This window comes from Pseudomonas sp. CLCA07, from assembly GCF_053615335.1.
Genome location: NZ_CM132131.1, coordinates 2,494,434 through 2,508,045 on the forward strand (window position 1 = coordinate 2,494,434; position 13,612 = coordinate 2,508,045).

A 13,612-nucleotide genomic window follows, 5' to 3' on the forward strand; every position below is an offset into this window, starting at 1 on the left:
TGTAGGAGCCGGCGGTGCGACGTTCGACTTGCTCGCGATGGCGTCATCCGCCTCACAACAAATTCGAAGGGGTCAGCTGCTCACCGCGCCACTCAAAAGCCACCGGCGCCAACACCTGATCAATCTGCGCTTCACTCCACAAGGTCGCAAAGCTCTTGCCTACGCCAGGATGCACACGATCCGGCGCTATCAGCGATAACGGCCACAATACAAAAGCATTCTTCAAGATCTCTGCCCGCGGCAGGATCAATCCATCGAAATTGCCCACCAGCTCACCAAACAACAGCACGTCGATATCCAGCGGTAGACCCTTACGGTCCGGCGCATAACGACCATTGTCCGCCTCGATGAATTTCAATCGACGGTCCAGCTCCATCAGCGGCAGATCGGTGTACGCCGACACCACGAAATTGAAAAACGGCCCGCTCTTGATGCCCACCGGCTGACTTTCGAACACGGCCGAACAGCGGATATCCACCAAAAAAGCCGCCAAAGCCTCCAGACCCGCCTGCAAATGGGTTTCACGCTCGATATTGCTACCGAGTCCGAGGTACACCTGAGTCAGCGACATCCGCGCTCGATCTCCACGCCCACACCGCCCCTGGCAGCCGGAATGGCGCCAGGCTTGGTCAGCTTGAGACGCATCCAGGTGATCTTGAATTCACTCATCAGAACCTCAACCAGACGCTCGGCAAAGGTCTCGACCAGCTGATACTGCGCCTGCTCGGCAAATGCCTGGATTCGCGATGAAACACTGGCGTAATCGAGCGCCAGGGTCAGGTCATCACCGGCTGCCGCCGGGCGATTATCCCAGGCGAAGCTCAGATCAAGACGCAGACATTGCCGGATGCCTCGCTCCCAGTCATAGGCACCAATCACGGTGTCGACTTCCAGGCCCTCGATAAACACTCTGTCCAAGCACTCTTCTCCACTGCACGACAAGGGCGCAATGCGCCGTTAGAATCAGGGCGTCCTCGCCCGGAATAGTTAGCATGTTTTGGTTATTGGCGATCCTCGCCTACCTGCTTGGCTCTCTGTCCTTCGCCATTTTGCTCAGCCGCCTGACGGGTAATCCCGATCCGCGAATGAGTGGCTCGGGCAATGCCGGTGCCACCAACATGTTGCGCCTGGCCGGCAAGAAACTCGCCATCCTGACTTTGCTCGGCGACCTCTGCAAAGGCCTGCTGCCCGTGCTGATCGCCGGCCTTGCGGGCCTTTCGCTGCAAGAACAGGCCTGGATCGGCATCTGCGCCGTCATCGGCCATCTGTTTCCAGTGTACTTCCGCTTTCGCGGCGGCAAAGGTGTCGCCACCGCTGCCGGCATGCTGCTGGGGCTTTATCCGCCCGCGGCACTGCTGGCGGTCTGCGCCTGGCTGCTGACGTTCTACCTGACCCGCACCAGCTCACTCGCGGCACTGATTGCCACACCGCTGACCCTGCCGCTGCTTGCCTGGCAGGAACCGGCGGCCTTGCTGCCCATGAGCGTACTCACCGGGCTGATTGTCTGGCGTCATCGCGGCAATCTACGCGACCTGTTTGCCGGGCGCGAACGGCATTTTTAAATACCGGACGTGAACGCGGCTCATCACAGCGCCGACAATTGCTCCATCGGCCAACGTGCCTGAACGCTGATGGCCAGGCTTTCATGCTGGCCGGCCTGCAAGCGCTGGCACCCGGCAAACGCGATCATCGCACCATTGTCAGTGCAGAACTCCGGACGGGCGTAAAACACATCGCCCTTCAAGTCGCCGAGCATTTTCTCCAGCGAGGTGCGTAGTGCCTTGTTGGCGCTGACGCCCCCAGCGATCACCAGACGCTTCATGCCCGCTTGCTTGAGGGCTCGCTTGCACTTGATGGTCAAAGTCTCCACCACGGCCTGCTGGAACGCCAGCGAGATGTCGCAACGGGCTTGCTCGCTGTCGTCCCCGGCGCTGACACTCTGCTGCCAGGTGTTTAAGGCGAAGGTTTTCAAGCCACTGAAACTGAATGCCAGACCCGGGCGGTCGCACATAGGACGCGGGAAAGTGAATCGTCCCGCAACACCTTGCTCGGCCAGGCGCGCAATTTCCGGACCGCCCGGATAATTGAGCCCCATCATCTTGGCAGTCTTGTCAAAAGCCTCACCGGCAGCATCGTCCAGGGTCTCACCCAGTAGCGTGTACTGACCGATCCCGTCGACCTGAACCAGCTGCGTATGACCACCGGACACCAACAAAGCGACGAACGGAAATTCTGGCGGTTGCGTCTCCAGCATCGGCGCCAACAAATGGCCTTCCATATGGTGCACGCCCAAGGCCGGAATACCCCAGGCAAAGGCCAGCGCCTGGGCGCATGAAGCCCCCACCAGCAACGCACCGACCAGGCCAGGACCCGCGGTATAGGCGATGGCGTCGATCTCGGTCGGCACACAGTCAGCTTCGGCCAACACCTGACGAATCAAGGGCAGCATCCGCTTGACGTGGTCGCGCGAGGCCAGCTCCGGCACCACGCCACCATAGGCGCGGTGCAGGTCGATCTGACTGAATAGTGCGTCGGCCAACAGCCCGCGTTCACTGTCATATAATGCGACACCGGTTTCGTCGCAGGAGGTTTCTAATCCCAGTACTAGCATGGGTTTGCGCCTTGTTTAGGCTGAATTCGAAGGCGCGCATAATAGTCGCCGCGTGATGCCCCGACCAGCGGTTTTCGATCAGAGGCTTTGCATTCCGAGCGATGAGGAGTTAACATCCGCAACCCTTAAAAACCGACGTCTTCAAGTGCTCTTTTGCCGCGAGGATGTTGACCCCGGTAATGAATGAAGGTAGCTCTGGATGCCAGCCGTCAAAGTAAAAGAGAACGAACCCTTCGACGTAGCTCTGCGTCGTTTCAAGCGCTCCTGCGAAAAAGCCGGTGTACTGGCTGAAGTTCGTAGCCGCGAATTTTACGAGAAGCCAACTTCTGAGCGTAAGCGCAAAGCAGCAGCCGCTGTTAAGCGTCACGCGAAGAAAGTTCAGCGCGAACAGCGCCGCGCCGTTCGTCTGTACTAATACACAGACGATCGTAGCAAGCTTCTGCCAAGCCCGGCCCTCAGCCGGGCTAATGGCATTTGCGTAAAACGCTTGATGCTTCACTGTCGACGCCGCAGACGCGACCGAGACAAATCTGCTTTACAGCGTCAGACCTGGCTCTTTTGCCAGCGGTGCACGTCTTTTCTGACGAGCCTTCCAAGGCTACTGACGAGCACACCCACTGATTCCTCTCACGACGATCAGCCCAAGGCACCTGCTTGTGTGCCCGCTTACTGAGCTTTCCGAGGCCAACGGCTGGCCGCAGCGGATTCAGCGCAACACTTTCAAACAGTCGATAACTGATTGGTATTAACGTCAGTGGATTTTCGGCAGATACACTTCCCGACAGCGATTACGCAGACGACACCGGTCGAGCCGCACATTTTGCGCGCCTCAAACAACGACCCGCGTTCGGCCGTACTTCGTTTTGGGTCCATTTCAGCGCAGATGACGAGAACGCCATGGCCGGGCTAATTCCCCAGAGCTTCATTGACGACCTTCTGAACCGCACCGACATCGTCGATGTGGTCAGCTCGCGCCTGCAAATGAAAAAGGCCGGCAAAAACTACACCGCTTGCTGCCCGTTCCACAAAGAAAAAACCCCGTCTTTCAGCGTCAGCCCCGACAAACAGTTCTATTACTGCTTCGGTTGCGGTGCTGGCGGTAACGCCCTCGGCTTCATGATGGACCACGACAACCTGGACTTCGTCCAGGCCGTCGAAGAACTGGCCAAAGCCGCCGGCATGGAAATCCCCCGCGAAGAAAGCGGCCGACCGCACAAACCGCGGCAACCGACCGATTCGCCGCTGTACCCACTGCTCACCGCCGCCGCCGACTTTTACCGTCAGGCACTGAAAAGTCATCCATCACGCAAAGCGGCTGTGGATTACTTGAAAGGTCGCGGACTGACCGGCGAGATTGCCCGCGACTTCGGCCTCGGCTTTGCTCCGCCGGGCTGGGACAATCTGTTCAAGCACTTGAGCAGCGACACCCTGCAACAAAAAGCCATGGTCGATGCCGGCCTGCTGATCGAGAACGCCGAAACCGGCAAACGCTATGATCGCTTCCGCGATCGCGTGATGTTCCCGATTCGCGATAGCCGCGGGCGCATCATCGCCTTCGGCGGCCGGGTACTGGGCGACGACAAGCCTAAATACCTGAACTCACCGGAAACCCCGGTATTCCATAAAGGCCAGGAACTCTACGGCCTTTATGAAGCACGCAAAAACAACCGCAACCTCGACGAAATCATCGTCGTCGAAGGCTATATGGACGTCATTGCCCTCGCCCAGCAAGGCCTGCGCAATGCCGTGGCGACCTTGGGCACCGCCACCAGCGAAGAGCACTTGAAGCGACTGTTTCGTGTCGTGCCCAACGTGCTGTTCTGTTTCGACGGCGACCAGGCAGGCCGCAATGCCGCCTGGCGGGCACTGGAAGCGACACTGCCGTGCCTGCAAGACGGCCGGCGCGCACGCTTTCTGTTCCTGCCGGAAGGCGAAGACCCGGATACGCTGGTCCGCTCCGAAGGCACAGATGCTTTCCGTGCGCGGATCAACCAGCACGCCCAGCCATTGGCGGATTATTTCTTCCAGCAGTTGACCGAAGAGTCGGACCCGCGCTCGCTTGAAGGCAAGGCCCACATGGCCACCCTCGCCGCACCGCTGATCGATAAAGTTCCGGGCGCCAACCTGCGCATCCTGATGCGCCAGCGCCTGACCGAAATCACCGGCCTTAGCGGTGAAGCAGTCAGCCAACTGGTGCAAAGCGCCCCTCAGGACGCGCCGCCGGCTTACGATCCAGGCATCGATTACGACGCCATGCCCGATTACAGCGACTACCATCAGCCGCAATCACAAGAGATGTATGTGCCGCAGCAGGAATGGACGCCGAAGAAACCCGGCGCTGGCGGCAAGAAGTGGGACAAGAAGCCGTGGGACAAGAATGGCAAGCGCGGTGGCGATCGTGATCAACCGAGCGCCCCGCGCACACCGATTGCCGTAGAAGCGCCCACGCTGATCGCACTGCGCACCCTCATTCATCATCCGGATCTGGCTGGCCGGGTAGAAACCGCCAACCACTTTGCCAATGAGAGCAATACCTACGCACAACTGCTCGTCGCCCTGATCGAGGCCGTGCAAAAAAATCCTAAGCTAAACTCAATTCAGCTAATGGCGCGCTGGCACGGGACCGAACAGGGACGTTTGCTCAAGGCATTGGCAGAAAAGGAATGGCTGATTGCAGGCGACAACCTTGAACAACAGTTTTTAGACACCATTACTAGGTTATCGGCAGCTCAACACACGGATAGCCTGGAAGCACTTATCAGGAAAGCCAGACAGCCGGGATTGACCCCGGAGGAAGCAAATCAGATCGCAAATCAGATGCGCGACCTATTAAAACGCAATATGGCTGTATCAAACCCGACCTCAACTGGCGCGTGAGGTCATAGCTCAGGTATAATCCTCGGCTTGTTTTTTGCCCGCCAAGACCTTCAGTGGATAGGGTGTTATGTCCGGAAAAGCGCAACAGCAGTCTCGTATCAAAGAGTTGATCACACTTGGTCGTGAGCAGGGTTACCTGACTTACGCGGAGGTCAACGACCACCTGCCGGAGGATATTTCAGATCCGGAACAGGTGGAAGACATCATCCGCATGATCAATGACATGGGGATCAACGTATTCGAGGTTGCGCCAGATAAGGATTCCCTTATGCTGGCCGACGCCGATACCGACGAAGCCGCGGCCGAAGAGGCAGCAGCAGCGTTGGCAGCGGTCGAGACCGACATTGGTCGCACCACCGACCCAGTGCGCATGTACATGCGTGAAATGGGTACGGTAGAGCTCCTCACACGTGAAGGCGAAATCGAAATCGCCAAACGTATTGAAGAGGGCATCCGCGAAGTGATGGGCGCAATTGCGCACTTCCCTGGCACGGTTGATCATATTCTCTCCGAATACACTCGCGTCACCACCGAAGGTGGCCGCCTGTCCGACGTCCTGAGCGGTTATATCGACCCGGACGACGGCATTGCGCCGCCTGCTGCAGAAGTGCCACCGCCGATCGATCCGAAAGCCGCGCCAGCTGCCGACGACACCGACGACGATGACGCCGAAGCAACGGATGACGAAGAAGAAGCCGAAAGCGGCCCGGATCCGGTCATCGCAGCACAGCGTTTTGGCGCTGTCTCCGATCAGATGGAAATCACCCGCAAGGCGCTGAAAAAGCACGGTCGTGGCAATAAGCTGGCAATTGCCGAGCTGGTGCTTCTGGCTGAGCTGTTCATGCCGATCAAACTGGTTCCGAAGCAATTCGAAGGCCTGGTCGAGCGTGTTCGCAGTGCCCTGGATCGTCTGCGTCAGCAAGAGCGCGCGATCATGCAACTTTGCGTTCGTGATGCCCGCATGCCGCGTGCCGACTTCCTGCGCCAGTTCCCGGGCAACGAAGTCGACGAAAGCTGGTCCGATGCACTGGCCAAAGGCAAAGGCAAATACGCCGAAGCCATTGGTCGCCTGCAACCGGACATCATTCGTTGCCAGCAGAAGCTGACCGCGCTGCAAACCGAAACCGGTTTGACGATCGCCGAGATCAAGGACATCAACCGTCGCATGTCGATCGGTGAGGCCAAGGCCCGCCGCGCGAAGAAAGAGATGGTCGAAGCGAACTTGCGTCTGGTGATCTCCATCGCCAAGAAGTACACCAACCGTGGCCTGCAATTCCTCGATCTGATCCAGGAAGGCAACATTGGTTTGATGAAAGCGGTAGACAAGTTCGAATACCGCCGCGGCTACAAATTCTCGACTTATGCCACCTGGTGGATCCGTCAGGCGATCACTCGCTCGATTGCCGACCAGGCCCGCACCATCCGTATTCCGGTGCACATGATCGAGACGATCAACAAGCTCAACCGTATTTCCCGGCAGATGTTGCAGGAAATGGGTCGTGAACCGACCCCGGAAGAGCTGGGCGAACGCATGGAAATGCCTGAGGACAAGATCCGCAAGGTATTGAAGATCGCTAAAGAGCCGATCTCCATGGAAACCCCGATCGGTGATGACGAAGACTCCCATCTGGGTGACTTCATCGAAGACTCGACCATGCAGTCGCCAATCGATGTCGCCACCGTTGAGAGCCTTAAAGAAGCGACTCGCGAAGTACTGTCCGGCCTCACTGCCCGTGAAGCCAAGGTTCTGCGCATGCGCTTCGGTATCGACATGAATACCGACCACACCCTTGAGGAGGTTGGTAAACAGTTCGACGTGACCCGTGAACGGATTCGTCAGATCGAAGCCAAGGCACTGCGCAAGCTGCGCCACCCGACGAGAAGCGAGCATTTGCGCTCCTTCCTCGACGAGTAACAACAAAACCCCCGGCCCAGGCCGGGGGTTTTGCTTTATGCAGATTAAATCCCCCGCACCTCCCCCCTGCCGTTTTGCCCGTCTACACTCGAAACATTCCCCCGAGCCATAACGAGACCGTTATGCCCAGACTGCCGACCGTGCTTTTTTTGCTGTCGCTGATGACCTGGACTGCAACGGCTGGCGCGCTGACTCTGACCGAAGACGAACGTAGCTGGCTGGCCGCACACCCGAATTTACGCCTGGGTGTGGACGCGTCTTGGCCGCCATTTGAGTTCCGCGACGAAAAGGGCCGTTATCAAGGCCTGGCAGCGGACTACATCAACGTGATCCGTCAACGGCTGGCCATCAAGCTCACGCCCATCGAACCGGTCAGCTGGACGGTCGTCCTTGAACAGGCCAAGCAAGGCAAGCTAGACGTTTTACCAGGCATCATGTCGACCCCCGAGCGCCAGACGTACCTGTCGTTTACTCGCCCCTACCTCGACTTTCCGATTGTCATCCTGGCCCATGTCGGCGGCGCCCAACCGCACAAAATCAAAGACCAGTACGGGCTGAAGATCGCCGTGGTGGAAAACTATGCACCCCATGAGCTGTTGCGCACACACCACCCCGACCTGAATCTGGTGCCGATGGCCAATGTGAGCTCGGCATTACAGGCACTGGCCACCGATGAAGTGGACGCCGTCGTCGGCGATCTCGCTTCCAGCGTCTGGAGCCTTCGCCAACTCAAGCTCGAAGGGCTGTATGTCAGCGGCGAAACCCCCTATCGCTTTCAACTGGCAATGGCCGTGCCCCCCAAGAACAAGGTGCTGGTCGGCATACTGGACAAAGTGCTGGCGGACATGAGCCCGAGTGAAATCAGCGCCATTCAGGAACACTGGGTGGGAAATGTCCTGGATAACCGAACCTTCTGGTCGGATCTGTTGGTTTATGGCCTGCCGGGGCTACTGTTTCTGATGGTCATGCTGGCCGTGGTTATACGGATCAACCGACGATTGAGTTCTGAAATTGCCCGCCGGGTCGACCTCGAGCAAGAACTGCGCAGCAGCGAATACCACTATCGCGGACTGGTCGAGAGCCTGTCGGCCATCGCCTGGGAAGCACGGATGGACGATTACACCTACAGCTACGTATCGCCGCACGCCGAAGACTTGCTTGGATATCCGCTGTCCCATTGGCTCATTCCGGGGTTCTGGCGCAACATCATCCACCCTGCGGACCTGACTCGCGCCCAAACCTACTGCGATCACGAAGTACTGGCCGGGCGCGATCACAGCATCGATTACCGCGTCATAACCGCCGATGGCCGCTGCTTGTGGGTACGCGACATCGTCAGCCTGATCGAACATGGTCATGAGCCGGTGTTGCGCGGGTTGATGATTGACATCAGTGAAGCCAAGCGCACTGAAGAGGCATTGCGCCTCTCCGAGCAAAAATTCGCCTCGGTCTTCCAGCAAAACCCGGACATTCTGGTGATCGCGCGACTGTCCGACGGTTGTCTGCTGGAAGTGAACAAAGCGTTCGTAGAGCAAATCGGCCTCAGGCCCGAAGAAGTCATCGGCCAGACCGCCACTGACCTGAATATCTGGGGTATCCCCGGTGTTGGGCCGGGGCTGTTGCAAAGACTGCAGTCCGGCAGCATCCGCAACCTGGAGATGCCTTTTCGCCGCAGCAACGGCCAGGTGTTTACCGGCCTGATTTCCGCCGAGCCTTTCAATCTCGACACGACCCCTGCCCTCGTGGTGGTGGTGCGTGATATCAGCAAGCTAAAAGAAACCCAGCAGCAACTGCAAACCTCTGAAGAGAAATTCGCCAAGGCGTTCCACGCCTCCCCGGACGGTTTGTTGTTGTCGCGGCAGAGCGACGGGTTGCTGCTGGAGGTCAATGAAGGTTTCAGCCGCATTACTGGCTTCAACAGCGCTATGTCCGTTGATCGTTCCACCCTGGAGCTGGGGATATGGGTCAACCTCAACGAACGCAAACAGATGCTCGAGCTGCTGCACAGGGATGGCTTCGTCCGTGATTTCAGTTGCCACATCCGCCGCAGCGATGGACAGGTCCGACTGTGCGAGGTGTCGAGCCGCCCATTGCCGATCGGCGATGACGACTGCATGTTGACCATTGCCCGGGACATCACCGAGCGGCACCTGATGCAGGAGAAGCTACAACAGGCCGCCACCGTGTTCGAAAGCACGGCCGAGGGCGTTCTGATCACCGACACCCATCAGCACATCAGTGCGGTCAACCGCGCGTTTACCGAAATTACCGGCTACTGCGAGAGCGAAGCATTGGGCCATACCCCGCGCCTGCTCGCTTCGGGCCTTCACGACAGCGCGTTTTACGCGGCAATGTGGCACCAACTGACGGCCGAAGGACATTGGCAAGGCGAGATCTCCAACCGCCGCAAGAATGGCGAGCTCTACCCCAGCTGGCTGACCATCAGCGCGGTACGTAACCGGGATAAGTTCATCACCCACTTCGTGGCAGTGTTCGCGGACATTTCCAGCCTCAAACACGCCCAGGCCAAACTCGACTACCAGGCGCACCACGACCCGCTGACCGGCCTGCCAAACCGCACACTGTTCGAGAGCCGACTGCTGACCGCGCTCAACACCCAACAGGAAAATGGAGGCCAGGGTGCCGTGCTGTTCCTCGACCTGGACCGCTTCAAACACATCAATGACAGTCTCGGCCATCCGGTCGGCGACCTGCTGCTCAAAGGCATCGCCGTGCGCCTCAAAGAGCAGTTGCGCGATATCGACACCGTTGCGCGCCTGGGCGGTGACGAATTCATCATCCTGCTACCGGGCCTGCAACAGAATAGCGATGCCGACAACATCGCGACCAAGCTGCTCAATTGTTTCGCCGCGCCGTTCCAGGCGGGTGATCACGAGTTTTTTATCAGCGCCAGTATCGGCACCAGCCTGTACCCCAAGGATGGTTGCGATGTCGCCACACTGGTCAAAAACGCCGACGCCGCGATGTACCGCTCCAAGGCCAAGGGGCGCAACCGGATTGAACGCTACACCCGTGACCTCACCGCCCAGGCCAGCGAACGCGTGGCGCTGGAATATGAATTGCGACGCGCCATCGAGCGCAACGAGCTGACGCTGCACTACCAACCGAAAATCAGCCTTGATGACCATCGACTGGTCGGTGCCGAAGCACTGATTCGTTGGAATCACCCGACCTTCGGCACCGTGCCGCCTGAACACTTCATTCCCTTGGCCGAAGAAAACGGCATGATTCTGCAAATCGGTGACTGGGTACTTGAGACCGCCTGCCACCAGATGTATGAGTGGAATCAGGTATATGAGTGCCTCGGCCCGCTCTCGGTCAACCTCGCAGGCGCCCAACTTCGCCAACCAAACTTGCTGGGACGGATCGAGCAACTGCTCAAGGACAGCCGCCTCCAACCCAGCTTTTTGCAACTGGAGATTACCGAAAGCTTCATCATGAGCCAGGCCGAAGAAGCGCTGGCGGTGTTGCATCAACTCAAACAGTTGGGTGTGCAATTAGCCATCGATGACTTCGGTACCGGCTACTCGTCCTTGAGCTACCTCAAGCGACTGCCACTGGATATTCTCAAGATCGATCAGTCGTTCGTCCGCGGCCTGCCTGACGATCCGCATGATGCGGCCATTGTTCGAGCGATCATCGCGTTGGGCCGCAGCATGCAATTTACTGTCATTGCCGAGGGCGTTGAGACCCAGGCCCAACAGGAATTCCTCGCCGCAGAAGGCTGCGAACAGATCCAGGGCTACATCGTGAGCCCACCTCTTCCCGCCGAAGAATTCGCCGCGACATTTCTTCGTATAGCCTTATCGGATTTTTCGGATAGCACAGCAGAGAAACCGTAGCTATAATCCGCGGCCTACTGAGGGCCTATAGCTCAGTTGGTTAGAGCAGAGGACTCATAATCCTTTGGTCCACGGTTCAAGTCCGTGTGGGCCCACCAAACAAAAAAGCCGCGCTATTGCGCGGCTTTTTCGTATGTGACGAGCTGGTTTTCTTTAAGTTGTATGTCGCAGCTATCAGATGACGCCCGCGAAGGTTGTAGGCAACATCTGAGAATCGTGTGATGGGTGCGTTTGGGCACTTCGCCGCCTTGTTGGGCTTTTCTTCGACGAGATACTCTCCCGGACGTCACTGCCAATGCAGTGATCGGGTGTGGTAACCCGGTGAAACCAGCGCAAAAGTGCACTCATCACGAACACAGGCAGTTATACCTGCGTTCTTGATATGGCGGCTGTGCGTGGGACGCCTTCGGGCGTGCCGGTTTCCTTGGTTCCCGGTTTACCACCCTGCGTACAGCTGCCTCCCTTTCGTGTGGTAACGGAAATGGCAGCTCCTAGAACCCAGGAGCAGAACAATGACCAAAACAGATCCGTCCACGACTTCAGAACTAAAAACCATCGGTTTCACCCCGCTCATCTACTGCTCGGATCAGGCGTTGTTCAACGTCCGCGCCGGCGTCCCCATCGTCGATGCATTGTCACAAGCCTCCGATCTGCTATTTCTCGCCAAATCTTTTGCCAAGGATGCCGCCTACGCAAAAGACACCGACCGCCACGCTTGGGCCGAGCATTATCTGACGGCGATGAGCAAGGCAGTGATTGATGATGTGGTGAAGGTACTGACACCGCGACCTGCTCGGACCGCGACGGAATCCGAGTAACAACACTCAACAGAATTGCGCCTCGATCATTCGGGGCCTTCAGTTCCCGTCACGAGCTTCGTGACGCATTCGCCGATACGCGACCTGGCACTCACTACTGGCAAATCACTATCAACGTTGTGTATGGTCGCGCCTCATCGTCGAAGGGCACGTTCGACTCAATCGAGACAAAAGGAATTTGCAGATGAAAAAAGTCATTTCTACCAGCCTGTTCACAGCACTGATTGTTGCAGGCTGCCCTGCGATTGCCCAAGCGAAAGCCAGCGTCGCCGATGTTTTTAATGGAAAAATGTTGGGCACCAATCTACGTCACTTCGAATCAGTTGCCGGCGTCGCACGTGAGAGTTCGGGCGATCATCACTCTTATGAGATTCAAGGCTGCCAAATCACGGCGACTGCCGGTGGCGGCACGATCAGTGAACTGCGCATGGAGCTTTCGCCGACCTGCCAAGCCGACTTGAAATCCTTCATCGGTGAATCGTTCGCACCGGCCGCCAACAAACCCCTGACCTTCGGTAACTTTCAACAGGCGGCTGGGGAGCTGAGTTTCTACGCGGACTGCCTGACCATGTGCGGCAACGCTGCAGACCCATCGGTTTTTGCGCTATGGGACGGCCCGCGAGCTGCGGACTTCCGTCAGGTGTTGCTAGAAGTTGTGCTGGTCAGCGATCAAGCGCTGAAGGCCTCTAACCAGTGGCAGGCCAGTATGACCAAGGTCAAGGGCGAAGATTTTGTCACGGATACTCGTTTTAACTGTGAGAGAGATTTCGACGCGCAGGCACAGCAAAGCTTCCAGGCTGTGCAGGTTACCGCGATTACCATCGGTTCCGAACTGCCGACTCCTGGCTGCTGAACTGGCCAAACAAAAAAGCCGCGCAAATGCGCGGCTTTTGACTTTCTGAGACTAGCGTTCGGGCCAAGAGATCAGATCAGCCGAAACACCAGGACGACGACAATAAAGGTCACCAGAGCAAGACCAGCACCAAGCCCAAACGGCAGCAGGGTCGCTTGGGTAGCGGTGGGGGCCGGGCTACGCATTTCTTCGGCCAAGGCGGCTACATCACGGTGCAACTGCTCAATACTGGTTTGAGTAGTGGGTGGTGTGGACATACTGCGTATTCCTGTGGAGATCACGGTTCGCACCTCATGCGCTAGCCACTGTTGGATAAGGTGGGCTGGTCCATAGCAAAACTCAAGTGCAGCCGATGATTGGCCGCGCTTACGACTCGGTATTTTAGAACTTGGACCATAGCCCGACTGCGGCGACGAAGGCGGTGACGAGACCGGCACCCACCGCGAACGGATACCAAAATGTTTCCTGTCTGAGCTTGCTTTCTTCGGCCATAAATTTGCGGGTTTCGGCCATGAATTTCCGAATTTCGACTTGAAGCTTATCGAGCTCCAGATTATCGCGGTCATTTTGTAGCATCAGGCATCCTGTCAGGGCTCGGGGCGTGCCATGCGTGTGGCTGCGCAGCAGGTTGTGCGAAATTTTTTCCTGTCTGCCGTCTAAGTTATATTTTTTGAG

The 13,612-nt window shown here is 57.7% G+C and carries 12 protein-coding genes and 1 tRNA gene; 8 read left to right on the top strand and 5 right to left on the bottom strand.

The annotated features are described in order from the left end of the window. Window positions 1–52 precede the first annotated feature (52 nt). Together folK and folB are read right to left on the bottom strand one after the other, a co-directional pair. The gene (folK, locus tag ACWGZX_RS11550) at window positions 53–571 is read right to left on the bottom strand and encodes a 2-amino-4-hydroxy-6-hydroxymethyldihydropteridine diphosphokinase (protein WP_452628375.1); all 519 of its coding nucleotides are present in this window, start codon (window positions 569–571) and stop codon (window positions 53–55) included. After that, window positions 562–918: a dihydroneopterin aldolase gene (folB, locus tag ACWGZX_RS11555; protein ID WP_452628376.1), complete on the bottom strand. Its 357-nt coding sequence runs from the start codon at window positions 916–918 to the stop codon at window positions 562–564. Before folB ends, folK begins: the two co-directional genes overlap by 10 nt. 74 nt (window positions 919–992) lie before the next feature. Between folB and plsY the strand changes: the two genes are divergently transcribed. Further along, entirely contained in the window at window positions 993–1,562 is a 570-nt protein-coding gene (plsY, locus tag ACWGZX_RS11560; RefSeq protein WP_223514934.1) for a glycerol-3-phosphate 1-O-acyltransferase PlsY, read from the top strand. A 23-nt stretch (window positions 1,563–1,585) separates the two neighbouring features. Here plsY and tsaD read toward each other — a convergent pair whose 3' ends face one another. Further along, the gene (tsaD, locus tag ACWGZX_RS11565; protein ID WP_150780503.1) at window positions 1,586–2,611 is read right to left on the bottom strand and encodes a tRNA (adenosine(37)-N6)-threonylcarbamoyltransferase complex transferase subunit TsaD; all 1,026 of its coding nucleotides are present in this window, start codon (window positions 2,609–2,611) and stop codon (window positions 1,586–1,588) included. 199 nt (window positions 2,612–2,810) lie between these two features. Between tsaD and rpsU the strand changes: the two genes are divergently transcribed. The 7 genes from rpsU (at window position 2,811) to ACWGZX_RS11600 (ending at window position 12,937) form a co-directional block, all read left to right on the top strand. After that, window positions 2,811–3,026: a 30S ribosomal protein S21 gene (rpsU, locus tag ACWGZX_RS11570; protein ID WP_002551877.1), complete on the top strand. Its 216-nt coding sequence runs from the start codon at window positions 2,811–2,813 to the stop codon at window positions 3,024–3,026. A 482-nt stretch (window positions 3,027–3,508) separates the two neighbouring features. Further along, window positions 3,509–5,488 carry a DNA primase gene (gene dnaG / locus ACWGZX_RS11575; protein WP_452628377.1) on the top strand — a complete coding sequence of 660 codons (1,980 nt, stop codon included), beginning with the start codon at window positions 3,509–3,511 and terminating at the stop codon, window positions 5,486–5,488. Window positions 5,489–5,555: 67 nt separating this feature from the next. Continuing rightward, a complete protein-coding gene (gene rpoD / locus ACWGZX_RS11580; protein WP_452628378.1) occupies window positions 5,556–7,403 on the top strand; it encodes an RNA polymerase sigma factor RpoD in 1,848 nt (615 codons plus the stop codon). 122 nt (window positions 7,404–7,525) lie between these two features. Further along, a complete protein-coding gene (locus tag ACWGZX_RS11585) occupies window positions 7,526–11,266 on the top strand; it encodes an EAL domain-containing protein (protein ID WP_452628379.1) in 3,741 nt (1,246 codons plus the stop codon). A 21-nt stretch (window positions 11,267–11,287) separates the two neighbouring features. Further along, window positions 11,288–11,364: transfer RNA gene (locus tag ACWGZX_RS11590), tRNA-Ile, on the top strand. Window positions 11,365–11,778: 414 nt separating this feature from the next. Then, window positions 11,779–12,084 (top strand): DUF3077 domain-containing protein, encoded by a 306-nt coding sequence (locus tag ACWGZX_RS11595; protein ID WP_452628380.1) that lies wholly within the window; start codon window positions 11,779–11,781, stop codon window positions 12,082–12,084. Between the two features lie 184 nt (window positions 12,085–12,268). Beyond that, entirely contained in the window at window positions 12,269–12,937 is a 669-nt protein-coding gene (locus ACWGZX_RS11600) for a hypothetical protein (RefSeq protein ID WP_452628381.1), read from the top strand. A 71-nt stretch (window positions 12,938–13,008) separates the two neighbouring features. On the opposite strand, the gene ACWGZX_RS11605 is transcribed toward ACWGZX_RS11600, so the two are convergent. Both ACWGZX_RS11605 and ACWGZX_RS11610 read right to left on the bottom strand, forming a co-directional pair. After that, window positions 13,009–13,194 carry a hypothetical protein gene (locus ACWGZX_RS11605; RefSeq protein ID WP_452628382.1) on the bottom strand — a complete coding sequence of 62 codons (186 nt, stop codon included), beginning with the start codon at window positions 13,192–13,194 and terminating at the stop codon, window positions 13,009–13,011. A gap of 124 nt (window positions 13,195–13,318) precedes the next feature. Next, window positions 13,319–13,513 (bottom strand): hypothetical protein, encoded by a 195-nt coding sequence (locus tag ACWGZX_RS11610; protein ID WP_452628383.1) that lies wholly within the window; start codon window positions 13,511–13,513, stop codon window positions 13,319–13,321. Window positions 13,514–13,612: the final 99 nt, after the last annotated feature.

Coding starts and splice junctions, on each gene's coding strand:
- dnaG (WP_452628377.1), top strand. CDS start 3,509: ATGGCCGGGCTAATTCCCCAGAGCTTCATTGACGACCTTCTGAACCGC.
- ACWGZX_RS11600 (WP_452628381.1), top strand. CDS start 12,269: ATGAAAAAAGTCATTTCTACCAGCCTGTTCACAGCACTGATTGTTGCA.
- ACWGZX_RS11605 (WP_452628382.1), bottom strand. CDS start 13,194: ATGTCCACACCACCCACTACTCAAACCAGTATTGAGCAGTTGCACCGT.
- rpsU (WP_002551877.1), top strand. CDS start 2,811: ATGCCAGCCGTCAAAGTAAAAGAGAACGAACCCTTCGACGTAGCTCTG.
- rpoD (WP_452628378.1), top strand. CDS start 5,556: ATGTCCGGAAAAGCGCAACAGCAGTCTCGTATCAAAGAGTTGATCACA.
- folK (WP_452628375.1), bottom strand. CDS start 571: ATGTCGCTGACTCAGGTGTACCTCGGACTCGGTAGCAATATCGAGCGT.
- ACWGZX_RS11610 (WP_452628383.1), bottom strand. CDS start 13,513: ATGCTACAAAATGACCGCGATAATCTGGAGCTCGATAAGCTTCAAGTC.
- tsaD (WP_150780503.1), bottom strand. CDS start 2,611: ATGCTAGTACTGGGATTAGAAACCTCCTGCGACGAAACCGGTGTCGCA.
- ACWGZX_RS11595 (WP_452628380.1), top strand. CDS start 11,779: ATGACCAAAACAGATCCGTCCACGACTTCAGAACTAAAAACCATCGGT.
- plsY (WP_223514934.1), top strand. CDS start 993: ATGTTTTGGTTATTGGCGATCCTCGCCTACCTGCTTGGCTCTCTGTCC.
- ACWGZX_RS11585 (WP_452628379.1), top strand. CDS start 7,526: ATGCCCAGACTGCCGACCGTGCTTTTTTTGCTGTCGCTGATGACCTGG.